The organism is Novosphingobium sp. 9U (assembly GCF_902506425.1).
GTDB lineage: Bacteria > Pseudomonadota > Alphaproteobacteria > Sphingomonadales > Sphingomonadaceae > Novosphingobium.
The window spans coordinates 1,939,512-1,961,076 of sequence record NZ_LR732469.1 but is presented as its reverse complement, the minus strand read 5'-3'; the positions used below and the strand labels follow the sequence as shown (position 1 = coordinate 1,961,076).

The window sequence follows — 21,565 nt, the reverse complement described above, 5'->3', positions numbered from 1 at the left end:
CTGCTAGATCGAGGCCGCAGCTGTAGTCTCCTCGATCCACCCGCCACCCACGACCCGGTCGCCGGCATAGATCACCGCCGCCTGCCCCGGCGCGACGCCGTATTCCGGCTCGGCGAAGCGGATCGTCGTTTCCGCGCCCTCACCGAGCGGCCCTTCCAGCGTGACCGGCACCGGCTTGGCCAGCGAGCGCACCTTGGCGGTCAAGGGGGCGGTCAGCGCACCGGTGGGTAGCGGGCCGATGCGGTTGGTTTCCACCAGACGCGCGGCGCTCACGGCAAGGAGGCGGCGTGGGCCAACGAGGACGCGGCGCTCGGCCGCGTCGATGCCGGTGACGTAAAGCGGCTCAGGCTGGCCGCCGATCTCCAATCCGCGGCGCTGGCCGATGGTGTAGTGGATGACGCCACGGTGCTCGCCCAATGTCGCGCCGGTCTCGGCATGGACGATGGCGCCCGGCGCCTCGCCTTCGGGGCGGATCTGGCGCACGACTTTGGCATAGTCGCCATCGGGCACGAAGCAGATGTCTTGGCTGTCCGGCTTGGCGGCGTTGCGCAGGCCCGCCGCTTCGGCGAGGCGGCGCACTTCGGGCTTAGGCAGGCCGCCCAGGGGGAAGCGCAGGAAGTCCAGCTGGGCCTCCGTCGTCGCATAAAGGAAATAGCTCTGGTCGCGCGAGGGATCTGCGGCGCGGTGCAGTTCTGGTCCGGCGTGGCCGAGCACGCGGCGCACGTAGTGCCCGGTGGCCAGGCAATCGGCGCCGAGATCGCGCGCCATGGCGAACAAGTCGGTGAACTTGGGCCCCATGTTGCAGCGGATGCACGGGATCGGGGTGCGGCCGGCGAGGTAGTCGTCGGCGAAACGCTCGACCACCTCCTCGCGAAAGGCGCTCTCGTGATCGAACACGTAGTGGGCGATGCCGAGCCGGTCAGCGACCGCGCGCGCATCGCGAATGTCGTCGCCCGCGCAGCACGCGCCCTTGCGGCCGGTGGCGGCCCCATAGTCGTAAAGCTGGAGCGTCACGCCGATCGTCTCGGCACCACTTGCGGCCGCCAGCGCCGCCACCACCGAGCTATCGACGCCGCCCGACATGGCGACGACGATGCGCCGGGCGGATAGGGGTTCGGGCAGCTGGAACAAGTCGGCGAAGTCGAGCCGGGCAAGGTCTGGGGCAAGGGTCATTGCAGCCGCCCATAAACCTTTTCGCGCCAAGTGGCCACGTTCGCGCATGCGCTGAACATGCTGAACAGCAAGTAAACTCCGCCTTTACCTCCTCTTGACCATGCCGGTGGTACAGCGCCGCCCATGGACTTGGCGTTCGACCTTGATGGCGGCGGGTTGCCCGCGGATGCCGGCGTGCAGGCTTTGCACGTCGTTCACCCGCGCTGGCCCGATCTGCTGGCCCGGCTGGTCGCCTCGCGTGAGGCAAGTGCCTCGCTCGCCAGGGAAAATCGGGCAGAGGCGGTCGCCATGTGCGGCAGCTTCGACGAGTTCGCCGCCGCGTGCCTCGCCGCTTTTCCCGTTCGGCACAGGTCCGTTAACCCAAACGATTTAGGCAATCGCAAGTCAGGTGGGGCCATAGCCTCAGCCGTCGCCGGCCTAACCAGAACCGGTGGACGAGGGTAACAATGATCGAAAACCAGAAGATCCGTCCGGCGCAGGTGATCGGCCCGCTCGGCGAACCGCTCACTCTCGACAGCCTGCCGCCGCCCAGCACCACGCGCTGGGTCGTGCGCCGCAAGGCCGAGGTCGTCGCTGCCGTCAACGGGGGGCTGCTCTCGATCGACGAGGTGTGCGAGCGATATCAATTGACGCTGGAAGAGTTCGCCTCGTGGCAGCGCGCGGTGGACCGCTCAGGCATGCAGGGCCTGCGTGTGACGCGCATCCAGCATTACCGCGACTTGTACGAGCGTCAGCAGAAGTATTGATCGTTCACTGTCCCGCAGTTGCGGGACACATGAAGTGAAAAGAACGGCGGTCGCACGCAGAGTGGGCCGCCGTTTTGCTTGGCGCGACTGAGCACGTGGCGCAAAAGGCACGGCCGATTGGCTTTGCGACGAGGGTATCGCCACGCGTTGACTTCCCGTTTGCCACCCGAAAGGCGCAGGTATATGGCTCGCCACGAGGGAAGAATGCCGGCAGCGGCGGCGCTTTGTGCGCCATGCGCGTCGGCTTTGCGGCGTTCGGGACCATCCCGGCCCGCGCAGGTGGCAGCGGATGAACTACGACGCCAAGATCGATACGGCGACCGGCATGAATGCGAATGGCAGCGCGGGCACGACGCACGTGACCGAAGTCTACGACGTGGCCGACGAGCAGGACGCACGCTCGGGCCGTCGCGTTTGGCTGATCGTGGGCGCCGCGGTGATCGCGATGATCGCGATCTGGTTCATTCTCCACGCCCGCGCCGACAAGCCGGCAGGCACCGATGCGGTGACGCAAGTCCCCGTGGTCAGCGTGGCCACCCCCGGCCGCGCGTCCATCGCCGGCGAGATCACCGGCACCGGCTCGATCGCGGCCCGGCGCGAGATGCCGGTCGGCTCGGTGGGTGAGGGCGGCCAAGTCGTCAGCGTCCTGGTCGACGCGGGCGACTGGGTGCGCAAGGGACAGCCGCTCGCGGTGATCGACCGCTCCGTGCAGGTCGAGCAGGCCGCCAGCCTGGCCGCGCAAGTCGATGTCGCCGCCGCTGACGCGCGGCTGGCGCAGGCCAACCTCGATCGCGCGCTGCGCCTGGTGCAGCGCGGCTTCATCTCCAAGGCCGACATCGATCGCCTGACCGCCACGCGCGACGCTGCCAACGCGCGGGTGAAGGTCGCGCGCGCGCAGCTGGGCGAAACCCGCGCGCGCAACAACCGCCTCAACATCGTTGCGCCCGAGGCTGGCCTAGTGCTCACCCGCGCGGTCGAACCCGGCCAGGTCGTCACCGGCGGCTCGGGCGTGCTGTTCCGCATCGCCAAGGGCGGCGAGATGGAGATGACCGCGCGCCTGTCCGAGGACGATCTTTCCAAGCTGTCGGTCGGCGTGCGCGCCGACGTGACGCCCGTGGGCACCGACCGTGCCTTCGCCGGACAGATCTGGCAGCTCTCGCCGGTGGTGGACCAGCAGGACCGCCAGGGCGTGGCACGCATCGCGCTCAACTATGCACCGGGCCTGCGCCCCGGCGGCTTTGCCACCGCACGCATCGCCTCGGGCACCCTGGTGGCACCGCGCCTGCCGGAATCCGCGATCCTTAGCGACGACAAGGGCAGCTTCGTCTACATCGTCGGCAAGGACAGCCGGGTCGAGCGTCGGGCCGTGCGCACCGGCCTCGTCACCGCCGGCGGCATCGCCGTGGTCGAGGGGCTGAACGGCACCGAGCAGGTCGTGCTGCGGGCGGGCGGCTTCCTCAACCCTGGCGACAAGGTCAAGGCGCGCCGCGTCGAGCAGGGCGGCTGAGCCAGCCACATGGGCCTTCAGAACCTCTCGGCATGGTCGATCCGCAATCCGATCATCCCCATCGTCTTCTTCATCGGGCTGGTGATCGCCGGGCTTGTCTCGTTCAGTCGCATGGACGTGAACAACATGCCCGACGTCGAGTTTCCGGGCGTCATCATCCAGGTCTCGCAGCCGGGCGCCGCGCCTAGCGAGATCGAGACGCAGATCACGCAGATCGTCGAAGGCTCGGTCCGCTCGATCCCGGGCATCGACAACATCCAGTCGACCGCGTCCGAAGGCAGCTCGCAGACGCTGGTGTTCTTCAATGTCGGCACCAATCCCGACGTCGCCACCAACCAGGTCAAGAACGCGGTCGACCAGATCCGCTCCGACTTGCCCGAAGGTATCCTCGAGCCGCAGGTGACCAAGATCGAGGCGGGCGGCGGCGGCTCGATCGGCTACTTCGCGGTCAGTGCCGACGACATGACGATGGAGCAGCTCAGCTGGTTCATCGACGATACCGTCGCCAAGAGCCTGCTGGGCGTGCCGGGCCTTGCCAAGGTGGACCGCAACGGCGGCGTCGACCGCGAGATCCGCGTAGTCATGGACCCGGACCGCATGCAGTCGCTCGGCGTCACCGCGCGCGACGTCAACAACGTGCTGCGCGCGGTCAACACCGATGCGGCTGGCGGCAAGGCCGAGATCGCCGGCTCCCGCCAGTCGGTGCGCGTGCTGGGCAATGCGGACGACGCCTATGCGCTGTCGCAGACGCAGGTGAACCTGGGCAGCGGCCGCTCGGTCAAGCTGGCCGACATCGCCCATGTGTACGACGGTTATTCCGAGCAGACCCGCATCGCCAAGCTGCACGGTCGCGAGGTGGTGACCTTCGGGTTCGAGCGCGCGCTCGGGGCTTCCGAAGTCACCGTCTACGACGAGGCGATGAAGAAGCTGGACCAGATCAAGAAGGACAATCCCAACGTCCACTTCACCCAGCTGTTCACCACGGTCGACTACACCCGCGACCAGTACACCAGCTCGATGGAGGCGCTGGTCGAAGGCGCGGTGCTGGCGATCGTCATCGTCTTCCTGTTCCTGCGCGACTGGCGCGCGACCGCGATCTCGGCCCTGGCGATACCCTTGTCGGCGATCCCGACCTTCTGGTTCATGGACCTGCTGGGCTTCACGCTGAACTTCCTCTCGCTGCTGGCGCTTAGCCTTGTCGCGGGCGTGCTGGTCGACGACGCCATCGTCGAGATCGAGAACATCGTGCGCCACATGCGCATGGGGAAGACGGCCTATCAGGCCTCGATCGACGCGGCTGACGAGATCGGCCTGGCGGTGGTCGCGACGACGTTTTCGATCGTCGCGGTGTTCCTGCCGGTCGGCCTGATGCCGGGCATTCCGGGCCAGTTCTTCAAGGCGTTTGGCCTGACCGTCGTTGCCGCGGTGCTGATGAGCCTTGCCGTCGCGCGCATTATTACGCCGATGGTGGCGGCCTATTTCCTGAAGGCGCAAGGTCATGCCGAGCACGGCGGCGGCCGCGCCATGGACATGTACCTGCGGGTGCTCACCTGGACGCTCGACAGCCGCGAGAGCCGCCGCCTGCGCGCGCTGGTGCAGCGTGCGCCGTCGCAGGGCTGGTTCTACCCGCTCGGGCTGGTGCTGCTGATCGTGATCCTGGGCCTCGGCATCTTCCTGGCCTACCTCACCTTCAAGGCGGTAGACCTGGGGCTGCGCGCGATCGGGTTCGACCGCACCGCGTTCGTTCTGTCCGCCGTGGTCGCGCCCGTGGCGGTACCGTTCGTGGTCATCGTCGGCGGCAAGCTGTTCCGCGGCTTTTTCGGCTCGATGGGCACGTTCGGGCGCTGGTACCGCTACTTGTCTGACCGCATCGCCGCCCGAATGCGCGACCACCGCTTCTTTGCGTTCTGCGCCGGTGTCTACGCGCTGGTGGTCACCTTCGCGCTGCTTGCGGGCGCGCCACAGCAGTTCCAGCCCAACACCAACTCCGACACCAGCCGCGTCAACATCGAGATGGTGCCGGGCACCACCATTCAGCAGACCTCCGCCGTCGCGGGCCGCGTCACCCGCCTGATCGAGGCGCAGCCCGAAGTCGCGCTGGTGATGGAAGCGGCACGAGAGGGCAACGGCACGCTCTATATCGCGCTCAAGCCCGCCAAGGAGCGCGACGGCACCAGCATCGAATTCGAACGCCGCCTGGCGCCGCAGCTTCAGCAGATTCCCGACGCGCGCGTGACCTTCGCCACCCAGTCGGGCGGCTTTGGCTCGGGCCGTGACATCTCGGTCATGCTGTCGGGCAGCGATCCGGTGAAGCTGCAGGCCGCCGCGCAGACGCTGGTGGAGCAGATGCGCGGCGTCGATGGCGTGGTCGCTCCGCGCATCGCCGCCGACCTGAAGCGGCCCGAGCTGGTCGTCGTGCCGCGGCTCGACCTAGCCGCGCAACTGGGCGTCACCACCGCCTCGCTCAGCCAGACGATTCGCATCGCCACGCTGGGAGAAATCGACCAGAACGCGGCCAAGTTCTCGCTGACCGACCGCCAGGTGCCGATCCGCGTAATCCTGCCGGCGAATTCGCGCCGCGATCTCTCGACGATCGAGAACCTGCCGGTGCCCACGGCGAGCGGCGGCTCGGTGCCGCTGAAGCGCGTGGCCGAGATCAAGTTCGGCGCTGGTCCGACGCAGATCCAGCGCTACAACCAGTCTCGCCGCATCTTCGTGGGCGCAGACCTAGGCCCCGGCAAGGTCAAGGGCCCGATCATGGAGGCGATCGCCAAGCTGCCGATCATGAAGAACCTGCCCACCGGCGTGTCGAACGACCCCGTCGGCGAGGACAAGTGGCAGGGCGAGATGATCTCCAGCTTCATCGTCGCCGTGGTCAGCGGCATCTTCCTGGTCTTTGCGGTGCTGGTGCTGCTGTATAAGCGGTTCGTCTCGCCGCTGGTAAACATGGCCTCGCTGCTGCTGGCGCCGTTGGGCGGGCTGCTGGCGCTCACCATCGTCGGCCAGCCGGTGTCGATGCCGGTCTACATCGGCATCCTGATGCTGCTGGGCATCGTCGCCAAGAACTCGATCCTCCTTATCGACTTCGCGCTGGAGGAGATGGAGAGCGGGGTCGAGAAGGTTGAGGCGATCATCGATGCTGGCCGCAAGCGCGCGCAGCCGATCGTGATGACCACCGTGGCGATGACCGCGGGCATGATCCCGACGGCGTTCTCGCTCTCGGGCGACGGCGCATTCCGCCAGCCGATGGGCCTGACGGTGATCGGCGGGCTGCTGCTCTCGACCATGCTGACGCTGGTGATCGTGCCGGCCGCCTTCAGCCTGGCGGATGGCTTCGAGAAGCGAATCGGGCCCAAGCTGCGCCGCACGTTCCTGACCTACGACCCTACGCACTCGCACGGACCCGCACCTCGCCATCACGGCGAAGGGACCCTTCCCGCCGAGTAGGCGTTAAGCGGCGGATGAGGATGACGAGCCGCGCAAGATCGTTCCCACCGGCGTCGTCCCGGGCTCGACCCGCGACCGGTTCCGGCATGTCGCGAATTCGCGCGGTGATGGAACGCGGCACGAGAGGTTCATCGCTGCCGGAATCGGTCCCGGGTCAAGGCCGGGACGACGTGGCCAAGACCTGTCGTCCTGAACTTGTCTCAGGATCCATCGTGCGCCCGTGCCCGGAGGTTCGTGCCACCAGCATCTGCGTCGGTTCACCGCGGCAAAGCACCGCGCGTGCGGCGAGATGGACCCTGAAACAAGTTCAGGGTGACGGAGTGAGTGCGGGACACGTCGCGTGTTTCTCTTTACAGGCTTCAGCCGTTTGAACCCTCTAGCCACACCCACCCCGGACCGCGCGCGCACGATGCGGCGCACCGCCACCGGGCTGCTGCTGCTCATGGCCGCTGCCTTCGTGGCGCTGCAACTCACACGCGGCGCGCACCCGGCCTGGGGCTATGCCATTGCCTTCACCGAAGCCGCGATGGTGGGCGGCCTCGCCGACTGGTTCGCCGTGACCGCGCTGTTCCGCCGCCCGCTCGGCCTGCCGATCCCGCACACCGCGATCATCCCCACCAACAAGGACCGCATCGCCGACACCATGGCGGTGTTCCTGCGTGACAACTTCCTCACGCCTCAGGTGGTCGCTCGCCGCGTTTCCGCCTTCAACCTTGCCGCGAGTGCCGGTACGTTCCTTGCCGATCCCGATCGGGGCGGCCAATCTCGCCTGAGGGCGGGCGCTGCTAACCTGCTTGCCGACGTGCTCGAATCGCTCGATCCCGAGCGCCTCGGCACCCAGGTCCGGACCGGGCTGGTGCACCAGCTGGAGAAGATCGAGCTCGCCCCGCTACTCGGTCAGATGCTCAGCGCCGCCATCGCCGACCGCCGCCACCTGCCGATGCTCGAAGGCGCGATCCGCTGGGCCGGCCACGCGCTGGAGGCCAACGAGGAGATGGTGCGCGCCATGATCAGCGAACGTGCCAACTCGCTGATGCGCTTCGCCGGTCTCGACACGCGGCTGGCCAATGCCGTGCTCGACGGGCTCTACAAGCTGATGGCGGAGATGATCGTCCAGCCTGACCATCCGCTCAAGCTGAAGGTCGAATCGATGCTGGAGGAGCTCGCCGACAAGCTGGCCCACGATCCCGCCACCCGCTTGAAGGTAGAGCGCGCCAAGCTCGACCTGCTGTCCAACCCGGCAATCGGCGCCTGGTGGCAGAGCGTCTGGGAGCGCCTACGCCACGCCATGATCGACGCCGCGCGCAACCCCGATACGGCGCTCGGCTCGCGCATCTCAGGCATGCTGGGCGAACTGGGCGAGGCGCTGCGCAAGGACCCGGCGCTGCAGCTGCAGCTGAACCGCTTCGCCCGCCGCACGCTGGTCGGTGTCGTTTCGCGCTATGGTGACGAGATCGTGCGGATCGTGTCCGAAACGGTGAAGCGCTGGGACGCGCGCACAGTCACCGAACGGCTGGAGGGTGCGGTCGGCCGCGACCTGCAGTTCATCCGCATCAACGGCACGCTTGTCGGCGGGCTGTTCGGCCTCGCTATCCATGCGGTAGAACGCTGGCTATGAGCCAACCCCTCCTCACCGCGCCGCTCCTTACCACAGAGCGCTTCGAGCTGTGGTGCCCGCGCGGGCCGCAGGACGTCGAGCCGCTGTGCCGCCTGATCGCCGACGACGAGACTCGCCGCTTCCTCGGCCCTGCCCGTGCCGAGCCGCAGTCGCAGTGGGAGCGGCTGATGCGCAATGCCGGTTCGTGGAGCCTCTATGGCTACGGAGTCTTCTATGTTCGCGCGCATGGCAGCGACGAACTGATCGGCAGCATGGGCGTGTTCCACTCCTGGCGCGGGCTCGATCCGCGCATGGACGATCAGCCCGAAGCTGGCTGGATCGTGCGCTCCGACTGGGGCGGCAAGGGGGTCGCTGGCGAGGTGATGCAGGCGGCGCTGGCGTGGTTCGATGTGACGCACGGCGCCGCGCGCATCGTCGCCATGATTGAACACGAAAATGCCGCGTCTCACCGGGTCGCCGCGAAACTCGGCTTCTCGACATACGCAGCCATCCCCGATGCCGAGGGCCGGGCTATCGACCTTTACGAACGGTTGCCGCGCTGATCCTTCCCCGAGCTGGGGGAAGGGAGGCGCGTCACCCGCATTCGAGTCCGTAGAAGTCGACGATGTGCTGCCAGCCTTCCTCGGCGGTTTCGCACCAGCGGAACAGGTCGGTGTCGTTCGGGTTGATCACCCCTTCCTCGGCCAGCGCCTCGAAGTTCACCACCCGGTTCCAGTAGTCCTTGCCGAACAGCAGGATCGGAATCGGCTTCATCTTGCCGGTCTGGATCAGCGTCAACAGCTCGAAGAACTCGTCGAACGTGCCGAAGCCGCCCGGGAACACTGCCACCGCGCGGGCACGTAGCAGGAAGTGCATCTTGCGCAGCGCGAAGTAGTGGAACTGGAACGACAGGTGTGGCGTCACATAGGGGTTGGGCGCCTGTTCATGCGGTAGGACGATGTTGAGGCCGAGCGACTCGGCACCGGCCTCCGTCGCGCCGCGGTTGGCCGCCTCCATGATTGAGGGGCCGCCGCCGGAGCACACCACGAACTGGCGCATACCCTTCTCGACGATCGCGCAGGCGCTCGCGGTATGGGCCAGCTTTCGTGCTTCCTCGTAGTACTTCGACTTCTCGATCAGCCGCTCGACCACCTTCTCGCGCTCGGGCGTGGTGGCAGTCGCGCGCACGGCATCGACGTGCTCGGGCGAGGGAATGCGCGCCGATCCGTAGATCACCAGGGTGGAGCCGATATTGGCCTCCTCAAGCAGCATCTCAGGCTTCAGCAGCTCAAGCTGAAAGCGGACCGGGCGCAGCTCATCGCGCAGCAGGAATTCGGAGTCGAGGAATGCCAGCTTGTAGGCCGGATCCTGCGTCTGCGGAGTGCCGGTGCCCTGCGCTCCGGCGAAGCTGGCCTCCTGTTCGGCCTTGTAGAAACGGCGGTGGGTGAGTTCTTTGTCTTCAGGTTCAGTCATCGCCGCCAGATGGGGATTGCTGCGAGGCTCGTCGAGGTCAAATCGGTTGCGGTGCATTCGATCAGAAGCCATCCACGACGATGCCGCGCTGCCATGCTGCACTCGCGAGAAATGGTCCGCAGTCGATCTAACCTCGCTACGTGGTCGAGACGGGCTCCCGTACAACACGGCCCATGAACACCGCGCCCCGTCGCCAGCCCCTGCACGCCATCTCAGGGCGCCCGGCGTGACTCGCGCCAGCGGGAACAAGGTCCTGGGCAGCGTGATCTGGGGTATGGGCGGCGCCGCCGGTCAGGCGCTGTTCCAGTTGCTAGTCTTCGTCGTCCTCGCCGGTACGCTGAGCCCGGCGGCGTTTGGTGTGGTCGCGATCGCCACCGCCGTGATCGACCTGCTGAACTTCATCGGCCGTGGCGGCATTACCGAAGTCCTGGTGCAGCGCCGCGAACTCGACCAGCGCACGATGAATGCCGGCTTCTTCGCCAGCCTGATCTCGGGCGCGGGGCTCACGGCGATCCTGGCGCTCTCCGCACCGCTGATGGCGCGCGCATTCGAGACGCCCGATCTGCGCGAGGTCATGCTGCTGCTGGCGCCGATCTGCCTGCTCTACGCCATCGGAGCCGTTTACGAGGGGATCCTGCGCCACAGCTTCCAGTTCAAGCAACTGGCCCTGCGCAACACCACCGCCACCGTGGTCAGCGGCTTGGTCGCGCTGGGCATGGCGCTGACCGGGTGGGGCGTCTATGCCCTGGTTGCGCAGCGTCTGGTCGCCACCGTGTGGAGCCTGGCGGCGATGATGGTGGCGACCCGCTGGCGACCGACGCTCGACATCGACCCGCGCGACATGGCGGTGCAGCTGCGCCAAGGCTCGGCGATCGCGATCTCCTCCGTGCTGGGCGCGGGCAACCAGCGGCTCGTGGACCTCGTTGTCGGGTTCTTCCTCGGCCCCGTCGCGCTCGGCTATCTGCGGATCGCCTGGCGCATGCTCGACTTGCTTTACGAACTGGTGGTGCGCCCGATCGCCAACGTGGCAATGACCACGCTGCCCAAGGCAATTCACGCCGGGCGCAGCCTTGAGGACGAGTACATTGCGCTGCTGCGGTATTCCTCCATTTTCGTGGTACCGATGTTCGTCGGCCTTTCCGCCGTCGCGCCGGACGTGGTGCCGATGGTGTTCGGCCAGCAATGGGCCACCAGCGCCGGGCTGCTGTCGATGCTGTGCTTCGTCGGTCTGTTCATCCCGCTGACCAACTTCAAGAGCAGCGTGCTGATCGCGCGCGGTGCCTACCGCCACGTGCTCTACCTTAATGCGTTGGAGTGCGCGCTGTCACTGCTCTGCGCCGCGGCCTTCGCGCCGTTCGGGCTGGTGAGCGCCACCGTCGGCTACATTGTGCGCGCCGCCATCGCGACTCCGCTCGGCTTTGTTTACCTGGAGCGGGTGGCTGGGATCTCCGCGCTGCGCAGCGCCAAAGCTGCCGTGGCGGCCGCGATCTCCGCAGGCGCGATGCTGGCGGCGACTTATGCGCTGCGCCACGCGCTCCCGCACGATCTGGCACCGATCTGGCGGCTGGTGCTGCTGGTGTGTCTAGGGGCTGTGACCTACTGCGCGGCGGTTCTGGTCACCGACCGCAAGCTGCTCGCCGACGCGGCCCGGCTCTGGGCCAATCGCCGCAGCACCGAGCCGACCCCCGCCGCACAGGAAGGAGCCGCGACATGACCTTCGTGCCGACAGCGACGATCAAGCTCGTCATCTGGGATCTCGACGATACTTTCTGGCACGGCACGCTCTCCGAAGGGCCGATCACCCTGATCGAGGAGAACCTGGCGATCGTTCGCGCATTGGCGGATCGCGGGGTGGTCTCCTCCATCGTGTCGAAGAACGATGCCGAACCCGTGCGCCGCGTCCTGGAAGAAGCGGGCATCTGGGACAGCTTCATCTTCCCGAAGGTGTCCTGGAACGCCAAGGGCAGCCAGATCGCCCAGATCATCGATCAGGCGAACCTGCGGCCCGACAACGTGCTGTTCATCGACGACAATTCGATCAACATCGAGGAAGCGCGCTTTCGCTTCCCCACCATGATGGTCGCCTACCCGCAGGATGTGCTGCCAGTGCTGCTCACGCTCCCCGAGGCGCGCGGCAAGAGCGATCCCGAGCACACCCGGCTGAAGCAGTACAAGCAGCTCGAACGCAAGGTCGTCGAACAGGCCGAAAGCGACCTCAGCAACGTCGATTTCCTGCGCCAGTCCGAGATCCGCCTGCGCTTCGACTTCGATGTGGAGCGCCATCTCGATCGCATCGTCGAACTGATCAACCGCTCCAACCAGCTGAACTACACGAAGGTCAGGCTGGAAAGCGATGCCGCACTCGCCACATTCCGCGAGCAGCTGCAGCGGCACGACGTGTTCGCCGCCGCCATCTTCGCCAGCGACAAGTACGGGTCGCACGGGCTGATCGGCTTTTATATGCAGCAGCGCACCGAGCGCGAGAACCGCCTGCTGCACTACGTGTGGTCGTGCCGGATGATGAACGCCGGGTTGGAGCAGTACGTATACGAGCGCCTGGGCAGCCCGGCGATCGACGTGGTTGGGCCAGTGTCTAACCCCATCATCGTGTTCGACCGGGTCGACTGGATCAACGATCAGGTCGGCGAGGATGAGGCGGAACCGACCGTGGCACCGCGCCTGCTGCTGCTGGGCAGCTGCGATCTCACCGCGGTCGCCAGCTACTGCAGCGCCAACCGTGCGGAGTTCGTCAACGGCGTCAAGCACGGCGTGATGACCCGCTACGACGATTTCGGCTTCATCCTCGACGATGCGAACGCGGTCGCGGCTTCGCGCGCGCTCCCTGCTCTGCCGGCCTGGGAGCCGCGCGATTACGCGACCTTCCACCACGAGCTTGCCGAGAGCGAGATCCTGGTCCTCTCGCTCTCCGCCGCACTGAAGGGCCACCACCTGGTGACCGGCGACGGCGTGGTGGTGCGCATCCATCCCGAGGGCCTGGGGCACGCCATCGACCATGACCCGGCCTCACCGTGGTTGAACGGCGCGGCGTTCTACGACCTGTCCTTGGCGCAGAAGCTGAACTTGCTGGAGCGTGCCGTCGACCTGATCGACCGCTGCGCAGTGAACGCCAGCCACCTGTTCCTCCTGGGCGCAAACACTCGCGATGCCGCCAAGCCCATGAATGAGGCTGACCGTTCCCTGGCGCGACAGTACAACGAAGCCGCCGCGGCCTTGTGCGCGGCCCGGCCGGGCTGGGAGTTCGTCTCGATCGACGAAGTAGTTGCGCCAAGCCGTCTGATCGACGACCGGCACTACACCCGCACCGGCTATCTCGACATCGCCAACCACCTTAACGCACGCATCGCGGCAGCGGAGGGAGCGCCGAGGCGAACTGTCAGCCCCAACTTGCCCTCCGATGCGCCGCTGGTCGACTTGATACGCCAAGGCCGCAAGCTGAGCCGCCTCGCCATCTTCGGCAACCGTCCCAAGAGCCAGCTCGCCCCGATCAAGCAAGCGGTGAAGCTGACGCCGCTATCGCGCATGCTGAGGAAGGCAATGGCTTGATCCTGGGAGGGCTCGGGGTCGCGGTAGGGCTTCGGCAAGCTCAGCCTGGGCGGCGTGGGTGTAAACCGCTGGTAGCTGAAGCGCATGCGAGAGCGAGCGGCTAGACCCGCTAGCCGCGTCGGATATCGCGTCCTTAACCCACCCCGCGTGTCCTCACCTCACGTCATGCGTCTTTACCCGGCGTGTCCTGACTCGACACCGTCTATGCTGAGCTTGTCGAAGCATGCCAGCCGAGGGTGCGGGTGGCTCCGCGATCCGGGTAGACCTCCCACGTCGCGGTGGAGCGGCGACGAGCTCAGTCCGGCGGTAATGGGCGTAAACCGCTGGTGATTGAGGCCCATGCGCGCGCGACGAGCATATGAACGCGGAGGTGACAACTCGTCCTTATTCCAATCCGCCTATGCTGAGCTTGTCGAAGCAGCCTAGGACGCGTGTAATCCGCGCAGGCCGAGATGATGCGGGCGGCCTTCGACAAGCTCAGGCTGGGCGGAGCGGGTGTAAACGGGAGGGGTTGGCGCGCTCCCGCTTGCTTGATCTCTGTCCCACCCACCACCGGGTGTCGCGACCGCCCACGCTCCTGAGCCCGTGCAGCACCGTCGAGAAGCCGCACGAAGTGGACGAGAACGCACCCAGAGCGTTCTCTCCGTCATAAGCACTCGACCCCGCGCGCCACCTCGATAAGCATACCGCCATGCTGACCCGTCGTTCCGTCACTGCTGTCCTCGGCGCGCTCGCCGCTGGGGCGCTCTCTCCCGAGCTCACTGCGCGCACTGCCGCGCGGACCGAAGCTCAGCCTCCGGCTAGACCGAAGCGCCTGCGTGAAGGCGACACCGTGGGGCTTGTCGCGCCCGCGGGCTTCATTGCCGACCGCTTCGGCGTCGAGGCGATCCTGGAGTCCATTCGCGCCGTGGGCCTGGTTCCCAAGCCCGCCGCCCACCTCGCGGCGCGCGAGGGCTATCTCGCCGGCGACGACCAGACGCGCGCGGCCGAGTTCCAGGCGATGTTCGAGGATCCAGCCGTAGCCGCGGTGATGAGCGTGCGCGGCGGCTGGGGCGGGGCGCGCATCCTGCCCTACCTCGACTTTGCGCGGATCGCCCGCAATCCCAAGCTGTTCAGCGGCTTCAGCGACAACACCGCGCTGCACATGGCGTTGGCGGCACGCTGCGGCTTTCCCACCATCCATGGCCCGAACGCCTCGGGCGCCTGGCACACGCAGTCGTGGCAGGCGTTCCACGCGCTGGCGTTCGAAGGCGCGACGCCGACGATCACCGTACCGGCCGACCCGCTGCTCTCGTTGGAGCGCGGCAGTAATCGGCTGCGCACGTTCCATGGCGGAAAGGCACGCGGGCGGCTGCTCGGCGGCAACCTGACGGTGCTCGCCGCGCTGGTCGGCACGCCCTACCTCCCCGACTTCACCGGCGCGATCCTGTTCCTGGAGGACACCAACGAGTCCGAATACCGCATCGACCGCATGCTCACGCAGCTCGCACTCGCCGGCACCCTCGGCAAGGTCGCCGGCGTGGTGTTCGGCCAGTGCAGCAACTGCGTCGAGCGCGAGGCGGGCTATGGCAACTTCACCGTCTACGAAGTGATGGACCGCGCCTTCGGATCGCTCGGCGTGCCGGCGTTCCAGGGCATGCCGTTCGGGCACATCGCCGCGCAGGCCTGCATGCCCGAAGGCGTCATGGCCGAGATCGATGCCGACGCCGGGACCGTGCGCCTGCTGGAACCTGTAGTCGCCTGACGGCCGATTAGAAGCGGCGCGACACGCCGAAGTAGACTTCCGCATCCTGCGCATCGTGGTCCAGGCCCAAGTTGGCGCCGAGGTCCAGCTGCAGGTCGTCCGCCGGCTGCCACGCAAGCGAGAGTCCGCCGACCTGCTCGGTGTGGTGGCTGGCAGGATCGCGGTCGAGCGTGAACTCGTACTCCGCAGTCACACTGACCGCCTTCGACAGCTCGAGCTGCGCGCCCACCACTTCGTCAAAGGCGAAGTGCCGGCCGGACCCGTCCTCGTTCACCGCCGCATCGAAGCTGGTGGTCGTCGCCAGGCTCCAGGACTGCGACAGCTCGTAGGAGAGCGGCACCTTCAGCCCCGCACCCAAGTCGCCCTGGCCGAACGGCTCGCGGCCGACGGGCAGCGTGACATAAGGCATCACCGCCAGCGAGAGGCCGGAGCCGTCGGGATTGGCCAGGTTACGGCGAAGCGCCACGGTCACGTCGCCGGTGCCGCTGCGGTGGTCCACCGTGCCGGTCAGGCGGTCGCGGGTGCGGGCAAAGCCCAGCGCGGTCCAGCCCAGCTGCACTTCGGCATGGTCGGCGATGCCATAACGCAGCAGCGTGTCGCCGGTGAGGAACACGTCCTGTCGCTCGGCGCTGTCTGCATCGACCGACCAATCGCCCAACCCGACCTCGAGCGAGGCCTTGCCCGGCGCCATCGTGCAGGCGGGCGTGCCGATGCCAGGCCGATCGGGACAATACTCGCGTTCCTGCGCCCACGCCGCCGATGGCGACAGGACGAGGCACCCGAAGGCGATGAACAGCTTGCGCATGAAAGACCCCTCACAGATTTGCAGGCGAAGAGCGCCAGGGCCTTTGCAGTTCCCTAGCCAGAGCTGGGCAACACCGATTTCCCGGCCGTGCGGGGTTGGCATTTTGTCCGACCGCCGATGGTCAAAGCGAGGTCGGCTCGCCTCGCAGCGGTATCACGATCCCGCAGGCGCCGACGGGCTGACCGCTTTCAACACCTCATCGGTCTCCAGCAGGATGAACGTCCCATCCTTTTCGGTGCTGAGCTCGCGCCCATCTTCGAGTGTGTGCTTGCGCGGAAGCACGCCATCAGGATCGAGCCGATCGGCCGAGGCACCCTCCGGAACATCGGTCATCTCGACGATGACATATTCCTTGCCGCCGGTGGCGACCGCGTTGAACTTGTCCGTGGCTGTCCACATGCTGCCCTCCTGCCTTGCGTGTCAGCGCATGGAACGAACGAGCGGTCCTTGCAGATCCCGGCACGTTCCGAGCGGGAACAAGCCGCGCCATCGCACCGTTCCCACCGCGTAAGGAGACGCACATGGACGTAGCAACGACGGCACTCGCGGAACGGGTCGCACGCGCTTTGGCCGGGCTCGATCACAGCGCCAACGCGGACGGCGTGGAAGCCTCGGCGTCGCTCAGTGTCGACGAGACCTGGCGCGCTTACCTGGAGCAGGCGGACGCCGTGCTGCGCACGATGCGCGAGCCTTCAGAAGCGATGGCCCGCGCCGGTGATGCAGGTGTCTGGTCCGCGATGATCGAGGCAGCCATCGTGGAGAGCGAGTCCTTGTGACCTGAGGGGTCTCGCATAAGCAAGGCCGTCTCAAAGCCGCTCGCGAAGCCCTCCGACGATCTGGCGCGCCGTATCCGCCACGACTTGCGCCGCGCCGCGATCGCCCTTTGCCATGGACGATAGGAAGCCCTTTGCCTGCTCCAGCGTGACGTGCGGAGGCAGCGGCGCGACCGCGGGGTCGGTCTTCACCTCGATCACCACCGGGCGATCCGCCGCAAGCGCGCAATCCCATGCCGCGCCCAGCGCCTCGGGATCATCGACGAAGATACCGGTCAGCCCCAGCATCTCGGCAAAGCGGGCATAGGGCACGTCGGGCAGCGACTGCGTGCTCTCGAAGCGCGGATTGCCCTCCATGATGCGCTGCTCCCACGTGACTTCGTTCAGGTCCTCGTTGTTGAAGACGCAGACGATCAGGCGCGGATCGGTCCAGCGCTGCCAGTACTTCTGAATGGTAATGAGTTCCGCCATGTTGTTCATCTGCATGGCCCCATCGCCGACCAGCGCCACGACGGGCCGATCGGGGTGCGCGAACTTGGCGCCGATGGCATAAGGCACCGCCGCGCCCATCGATGCCAGGCCGCCGGACAGCGAGCCGCGCTGGCCGTGTTTGACCTGCCAATCCCGCGCGTACCAGTTGGCGCACGAACCCGAGTCCGAGGTGACGATCGCGTCGGCGGGCAGGCGCGGCGACATCTCGTAGACCACGCGCTGCGGGTTCACCGGCGAGGCGGGTGCCATCGCGCGACCCTTCAGCGTCTCGCGCCATTCCTCCATCCCCGCGATGATGCGCTCCTGCCAGCTGCGGTCCGCTTGCTGGTTCAGCAAGGGCAGCAACGCGCGCAAGGTCTCTGCGGCATCGCCGTGCAGGTTCACTTCGACCGGATAGCGCAGCCCCAGCATCTCGGGCGCGATGTCGATCTGCACGCCGCGCGCCTGGCCATCGGGCGGCAGGAACTCGGCCCAGGGAAAGCCGGTGCCGATCATCAGCAGCGTGTCGCAGCCTTCCATCATGTCGGACGAAGGTTTGGTGCCGAGCAGGCCGATCGCGCCGGTGACGAAGGGCAGGTCGTCGGGCAGCACGTCCTTGCCCAGCAGCGCCTTGGCGACGCCGGCACCCAGTTGCTCGGCCACCGCGACGACCTCGTCCGCCGCGCCGCGCGCGCCCGCGCCGATGACGATCCCCACTTTGTTGCCTGCGTTCAGGACTTCGGCCGCGCGCCGCAAGTCGGCATCGTGCGGCAATACCCGCGGCGTGGAGTATCCCGGGCCGGAGCGGGTGAAGCCATGCGCGCGCTTGGGCTCTTCCCACGCCATGTCCTGCACGTCCTTGGGCAGGATCAGCACGGTGACCCCGTTGCGCGCCTTCGCCACGCGTAGGCCGCGATCGACCAGGTGGCGAAGCTGCGGAGGCGAGGCGGCCTCCTGCACGAAGTCCGCGACATCGGCGAACATGCGGTCGAGGTTCAGTTCCTGCTGGTAGCTGGCGCCGCGCACCGTCGACTCGGCCTGGCCGGCGATCGCCAGCACCGGGACATGGTCGCTCTTGGCATCGTAGAGTCCGGTGATGAGATGCGTGGCGCCGGGACCACCGGTGGAGAGGCAGACGCCCAATTCGCCGGTGAACTTGGCATGCGCGACTGCCATGAAGGCGGCCATCTCCTCATGGCGAACCTGGATGAACTCGATGCCATCCGCAGTGCCCTCTACCCGCTGCAGTGCGCCCAGCACGCCATTGATCCCGTCGCCCGGATAGCCATAGATGCGAGTGACGCCCCAGGCCTTGAGGCGTTCGACGAAGAAGTCACTTGTGAGCCGGGCCATGCGGAAATCCTGCTGCGGTTGAGCAGGGTCAACGCCCAGGCCACGATGCGGTTCGCGCGACGCTCAGCTTTCCAGGGCAGGCGCAACGGCTCGCCCAGGGCAAGAATTCAGGACGATGGCCAGGCTAGCATGCTGAGCCCCATGTATTTCTTCGTAGGCTTGCAAGCGGAGCGTCAATCCTCATCGCCATCGACATGTACGAGTACGACAAGGAGCGGCGGTGCTGCTTGCGTTCGGCGTCAGCGGTCTGGTGCCCAATATGTTCCAGCTGCTGCTGGAGCGGGGCATCTCCGAGCAGCGGGCAACGAGCACGCTGGCGGCCATGGCGTTCAGCATCACCGGCGGTCGCGTGCTTTCCGGCTATCTCCTCGATCGTTTCTGGGCGCCTCTGGTCTGCGCCGTGCTGGTGGTCCCCGCTGTCCTCGCGCTGCTCCTGCTTGGAATTCCGCACGTGGGCGCCGCGGCCGTCGTGGGCGTGGTCGTGACGCTGGGCCTCGTCGCGGGCGCCGAGTTCGACCTCGTCGCGTACATGACGGCGCGCTACTTCGGGCAGAGGCACTTCAGCGAGCTCTACGGCATCCAGTATGCGGCGTTCGGGGTGGGAGCCGGCGGTGCGCCAGCGGCCTATGGTGCATTGCATGACGCCTGGGGCAGCTACGATCTCTTGATCCAGCTTTCTGTCGTCATGATGCTGCTTGCCTTGGGGATGACCATCACCCTGGGTTCCTACCCAAGGCAGCATGAACTCCGGACCGGGCAGGGCGATTGAGTCGCGGCAGCAGCGTTCGTGTGTCGCGATCGGCTTGCTGCTCATGGCTCCGGCGGAGGTACCGTCAGGCGCCTTACCGTTGTGGTCGGCGCGCGGCTGTCGAAATCATACGACATTCCTACGCGGTGCGGGGTTTCCTCGTCTCGATTTCCTATGGTGAAACGGCTCAATAGATCGACTGCAGGTTCTGGCCGCCGCTCTCCGCGGCGACGACCTGCAGGAGCATCACAATGCAGGACATCCTCTGGGTCGGCCTGATCCTCACCTTGCTGGCGGCGAGCCTTGGCTATGCCGCCTTGTGCGACCGTGCGTGAGGGGCGGGCGTCATGACCATCGATCTGTGGCTGGGCGGGCTGACCGCGCTGGGCCTTCTCGTCTACCTCGTCGCCGTGCTCGCGCGGCCCGAGCGGTTCTAGCGAGGGTACGACCATGACCCTTCAGGGATGGCTCCTCATCGCCCTGTTCATAGGTGTGCTGCTGGCACTCACCAAGCCGGTCGGGCTGTGGCTCTTCGCCTTGTACGAAGGGCGGCGAACCCCGCTGCATGCCGTTTTAGGACCGGTGGAGCGCGGGTTCTACCGCCTGTCCGGCATCGACCCGCAGGAGGATCAGTCGTGGCGCCGCTATGCGGTGCACATGCTGGTGTTCAACGCGGCGTTGCTGCTGCTGACTTACGCTCTGCTGAGGGCGCAGGCGCTGCTGCCGCTGAACCCGCAAGGGCTCGGCGCAGTGAGCGAGCACCTGGCGTTCAACACCGCCGTCAGCTTTGCCACCAACACCAACTGGCAGAGCTATGCGGGGGAATCGACCATGTCGAACCTCAGCCAGATGCTGGCGCTGACAATCCATAACTTCCTCTCGGCCGCGACCGGTATTGCGCTCGCCTTTGCGCTGTTTCGCGGGTTCGCGCGGCGCAGCGCGAGCGGGCTCGGAAATTTCTGGGCCGACATGACGCGGCTGACGCTCTACCTGCTGCTGCCCTTGAGCGTGGTCTATGCGCTGTACCTTGTGGCGAGCGGGGTGCCGCAGACGCTGGCAGGCTCGGTCGAGGTCAGCACGCTGGAGGGCGCCAGGCAGACTCTCGCGCTCGGGCCGGTCGCTTCTCAGGAGGCGATCAAGATGCTGGGCACCAATGGCGGCGGCTTCTTCAACGCCAACTCGGCGCACCCGTTCGAGAACCCGACGGCGCTGACCAACTTCGTGCAGATGCTGTCGATCTTCCTGATTGGCTTTGGCCTGACCCACACTTTCGGCAAAGCGGTCGGCAACACGCGCCAGGGCTGGGCGATCCTCGCTGCGATGGTGACGATCTTCCTGGCCGGCGTGACCGTCGTCTACTGGCAGGAGGCCGCCGGTAACCCGGTGCTGCATAGCCTGGGTGTCTCTGGCGGTAATCTGGAGGGCAAGGAGGTGCGCTTCGGCGTCGCCGCCTCCGCACTGTTCTCGGCGGTCACCACCGCTGCCTCGTGCGGTGCGGTGAACGCCATGCACGACAGCTTCACGGCGCTGGGCGGCATGATCCCGCTGTTCAACATGCAACTGGGCGAAGTCGTGATCGGCGGCGTCGGCGCCGGCATCTACGGCTTCCTGCTGTTCGCCATACTCGCGGTGTTCGTCGCCGGCCTGATGGTCGGCCGCACGCCCGAATACGTCGGCAAGAAGATCGAGAGCCGCGAGGTCAAGCTGGCGGTGCTGGCAATCGCGGTGCTGCCGCTGGTGATCCTGAGCTTCACGGCCACCGCCTCGGTGACCCAAGCAGGCCTCGCCGGACCGCTCAACAAGGGGCCGCACGGCTTTTCAGAGATCCTTTACGCCTTCACGTCGGCCGTGGGGAACAACGGGTCCGCATTTGCCGGGCTGACCGCCAGCACGCCGTTCTACGACGGGCTGCTGGGCGTGGCGATGTGGATCGGGCGGTTCTTTGTCATCGTGCCGGTGCTGGCGGTCGCCGGCAGTCTTGCGGCGAAGAAGCACACGCCCGAGACCACCGGCAGCTTCCCAACGACCGGCCCACTGTGGACCGCGCTGTTGATCGGCATCGTGCTGATCGTGGGCGGCCTCACGTTCCTGCCCAGCCTCGCACTTGGACCGATCGCCGATCATCTCGCGATGGTCCGCGGCCAGCTCTTCTGAGGACTTGCAC

Annotated in this window: 18 protein-coding genes; 12 read left to right on the top strand and 6 right to left on the bottom strand. The window is 66.8% G+C overall.

The features are described from left to right. Positions 1-3 precede the first annotated feature (3 nt). Entirely contained in the window at positions 4-1,173 is a 1,170-nt protein-coding gene (gene mnmA, locus GV044_RS09115; protein WP_159868456.1) for a tRNA 2-thiouridine(34) synthase MnmA, read from the bottom strand. 84 nt (positions 1,174-1,257) lie between these two features. After that, positions 1,258-1,521 carry a hypothetical protein gene (locus GV044_RS09110; protein ID WP_159868453.1) on the bottom strand — a complete coding sequence of 88 codons (264 nt, stop codon included), beginning with the start codon at positions 1,519-1,521 and terminating at the stop codon, positions 1,258-1,260. A gap of 98 nt (positions 1,522-1,619) precedes the next feature. On the opposite strand from GV044_RS09110, the gene GV044_RS09105 reads away from it, so the two are divergent. From GV044_RS09105 to GV044_RS09085, 5 genes are all read left to right on the top strand, one after another. After that, positions 1,620-1,919: a DUF1153 domain-containing protein gene (locus GV044_RS09105; RefSeq protein ID WP_159868450.1), complete on the top strand. Its 300-nt coding sequence runs from the start codon at positions 1,620-1,622 to the stop codon at positions 1,917-1,919. Between the two features lie 289 nt (positions 1,920-2,208). Then, positions 2,209-3,426: an efflux RND transporter periplasmic adaptor subunit gene (locus GV044_RS09100; protein ID WP_159868447.1), complete on the top strand. Its 1,218-nt coding sequence runs from the start codon at positions 2,209-2,211 to the stop codon at positions 3,424-3,426. A gap of 9 nt (positions 3,427-3,435) precedes the next feature. Continuing rightward, the gene (locus GV044_RS09095) at positions 3,436-6,873 is read left to right on the top strand and encodes an efflux RND transporter permease subunit (protein WP_159868444.1); all 3,438 of its coding nucleotides are present in this window, start codon (positions 3,436-3,438) and stop codon (positions 6,871-6,873) included. 409 nt (positions 6,874-7,282) lie between these two features. Continuing rightward, positions 7,283-8,491: a DUF445 domain-containing protein gene (locus GV044_RS09090; protein WP_159868441.1), complete on the top strand. Its 1,209-nt coding sequence runs from the start codon at positions 7,283-7,285 to the stop codon at positions 8,489-8,491. Then, complete coding sequence (locus GV044_RS09085; protein ID WP_159868438.1) at positions 8,488-9,033, top strand: GNAT family N-acetyltransferase; 546 nt, start codon at positions 8,488-8,490, stop codon at positions 9,031-9,033. The genes GV044_RS09090 and GV044_RS09085 overlap by 4 nt, the downstream gene beginning before the upstream one ends. Positions 9,034-9,064: 31 nt before the next feature. On the opposite strand, the gene GV044_RS09080 is transcribed toward GV044_RS09085, so the two are convergent. Next, a complete protein-coding gene (locus tag GV044_RS09080) occupies positions 9,065-9,943 on the bottom strand; it encodes an LOG family protein (protein ID WP_159868435.1) in 879 nt (292 codons plus the stop codon). A 226-nt stretch (positions 9,944-10,169) separates the two neighbouring features. Between GV044_RS09080 and GV044_RS09075 the strand changes: the two genes are divergently transcribed. The 3 genes from GV044_RS09075 (at position 10,170) to GV044_RS09065 (ending at position 15,251) form a co-directional block, all read left to right on the top strand. Then, the gene (locus GV044_RS09075) at positions 10,170-11,657 is read left to right on the top strand and encodes a lipopolysaccharide biosynthesis protein (protein ID WP_159868432.1); all 1,488 of its coding nucleotides are present in this window, start codon (positions 10,170-10,172) and stop codon (positions 11,655-11,657) included. Then, entirely contained in the window at positions 11,654-13,507 is a 1,854-nt protein-coding gene (locus tag GV044_RS09070) for an HAD-IIIC family phosphatase (RefSeq protein WP_159868429.1), read from the top strand. Before GV044_RS09075 ends, GV044_RS09070 begins: the two co-directional genes overlap by 4 nt. 691 nt (positions 13,508-14,198) lie before the next feature. Continuing rightward, positions 14,199-15,251: an LD-carboxypeptidase gene (locus GV044_RS09065; RefSeq protein WP_159868426.1), complete on the top strand. Its 1,053-nt coding sequence runs from the start codon at positions 14,199-14,201 to the stop codon at positions 15,249-15,251. 7 nt (positions 15,252-15,258) lie between these two features. Here the strand turns inward: GV044_RS09065 and GV044_RS09060 are convergent, their stop codons facing one another. Together GV044_RS09060 and GV044_RS09055 are read right to left on the bottom strand one after the other, a co-directional pair. Next, the gene (locus GV044_RS09060; RefSeq protein WP_159868423.1) at positions 15,259-16,056 is read right to left on the bottom strand and encodes a transporter; all 798 of its coding nucleotides are present in this window, start codon (positions 16,054-16,056) and stop codon (positions 15,259-15,261) included. A 153-nt stretch (positions 16,057-16,209) separates the two neighbouring features. Further along, positions 16,210-16,455, bottom strand: coding sequence for a hypothetical protein (locus GV044_RS09055; RefSeq protein WP_159868420.1), 246 nt, complete (start codon positions 16,453-16,455; stop codon positions 16,210-16,212). Positions 16,456-16,577: 122 nt separating this feature from the next. Here GV044_RS09055 and GV044_RS09050 point away from each other — a divergent pair, with 122 nt between their 5' ends. Then, positions 16,578-16,832, top strand: a complete 255-nt coding sequence (locus GV044_RS09050; protein WP_159868417.1) for a hypothetical protein — start codon at positions 16,578-16,580, stop codon at positions 16,830-16,832. Positions 16,833-16,862: 30 nt separating this feature from the next. Here the strand turns inward: GV044_RS09050 and GV044_RS09045 are convergent, their stop codons facing one another. Then, positions 16,863-18,653 carry a thiamine pyrophosphate-requiring protein gene (locus tag GV044_RS09045; RefSeq protein ID WP_159868414.1) on the bottom strand — a complete coding sequence of 597 codons (1,791 nt, stop codon included), beginning with the start codon at positions 18,651-18,653 and terminating at the stop codon, positions 16,863-16,865. Between the two features lie 220 nt (positions 18,654-18,873). On the opposite strand from GV044_RS09045, the gene GV044_RS09040 reads away from it, so the two are divergent. The 3 genes from GV044_RS09040 to kdpA all read left to right on the top strand — a co-directional run bounded on the left by GV044_RS09040 (position 18,874) and on the right by kdpA (position 21,555). After that, positions 18,874-19,422: an MFS transporter gene (locus GV044_RS09040; protein WP_159868411.1), complete on the top strand. Its 549-nt coding sequence runs from the start codon at positions 18,874-18,876 to the stop codon at positions 19,420-19,422. Between the two features lie 326 nt (positions 19,423-19,748). After that, complete coding sequence (kdpF, locus tag GV044_RS09035; RefSeq protein ID WP_159868408.1) at positions 19,749-19,838, top strand: K(+)-transporting ATPase subunit F; 90 nt, start codon at positions 19,749-19,751, stop codon at positions 19,836-19,838. A gap of 13 nt (positions 19,839-19,851) precedes the next feature. After that, on the top strand, positions 19,852-21,555 hold the full coding sequence (gene kdpA / locus GV044_RS09030; RefSeq protein WP_159868405.1) for a potassium-transporting ATPase subunit KdpA: 1,704 nt from the start codon (positions 19,852-19,854) through the stop codon (positions 21,553-21,555). Positions 21,556-21,565 lie beyond the last annotated feature (10 nt).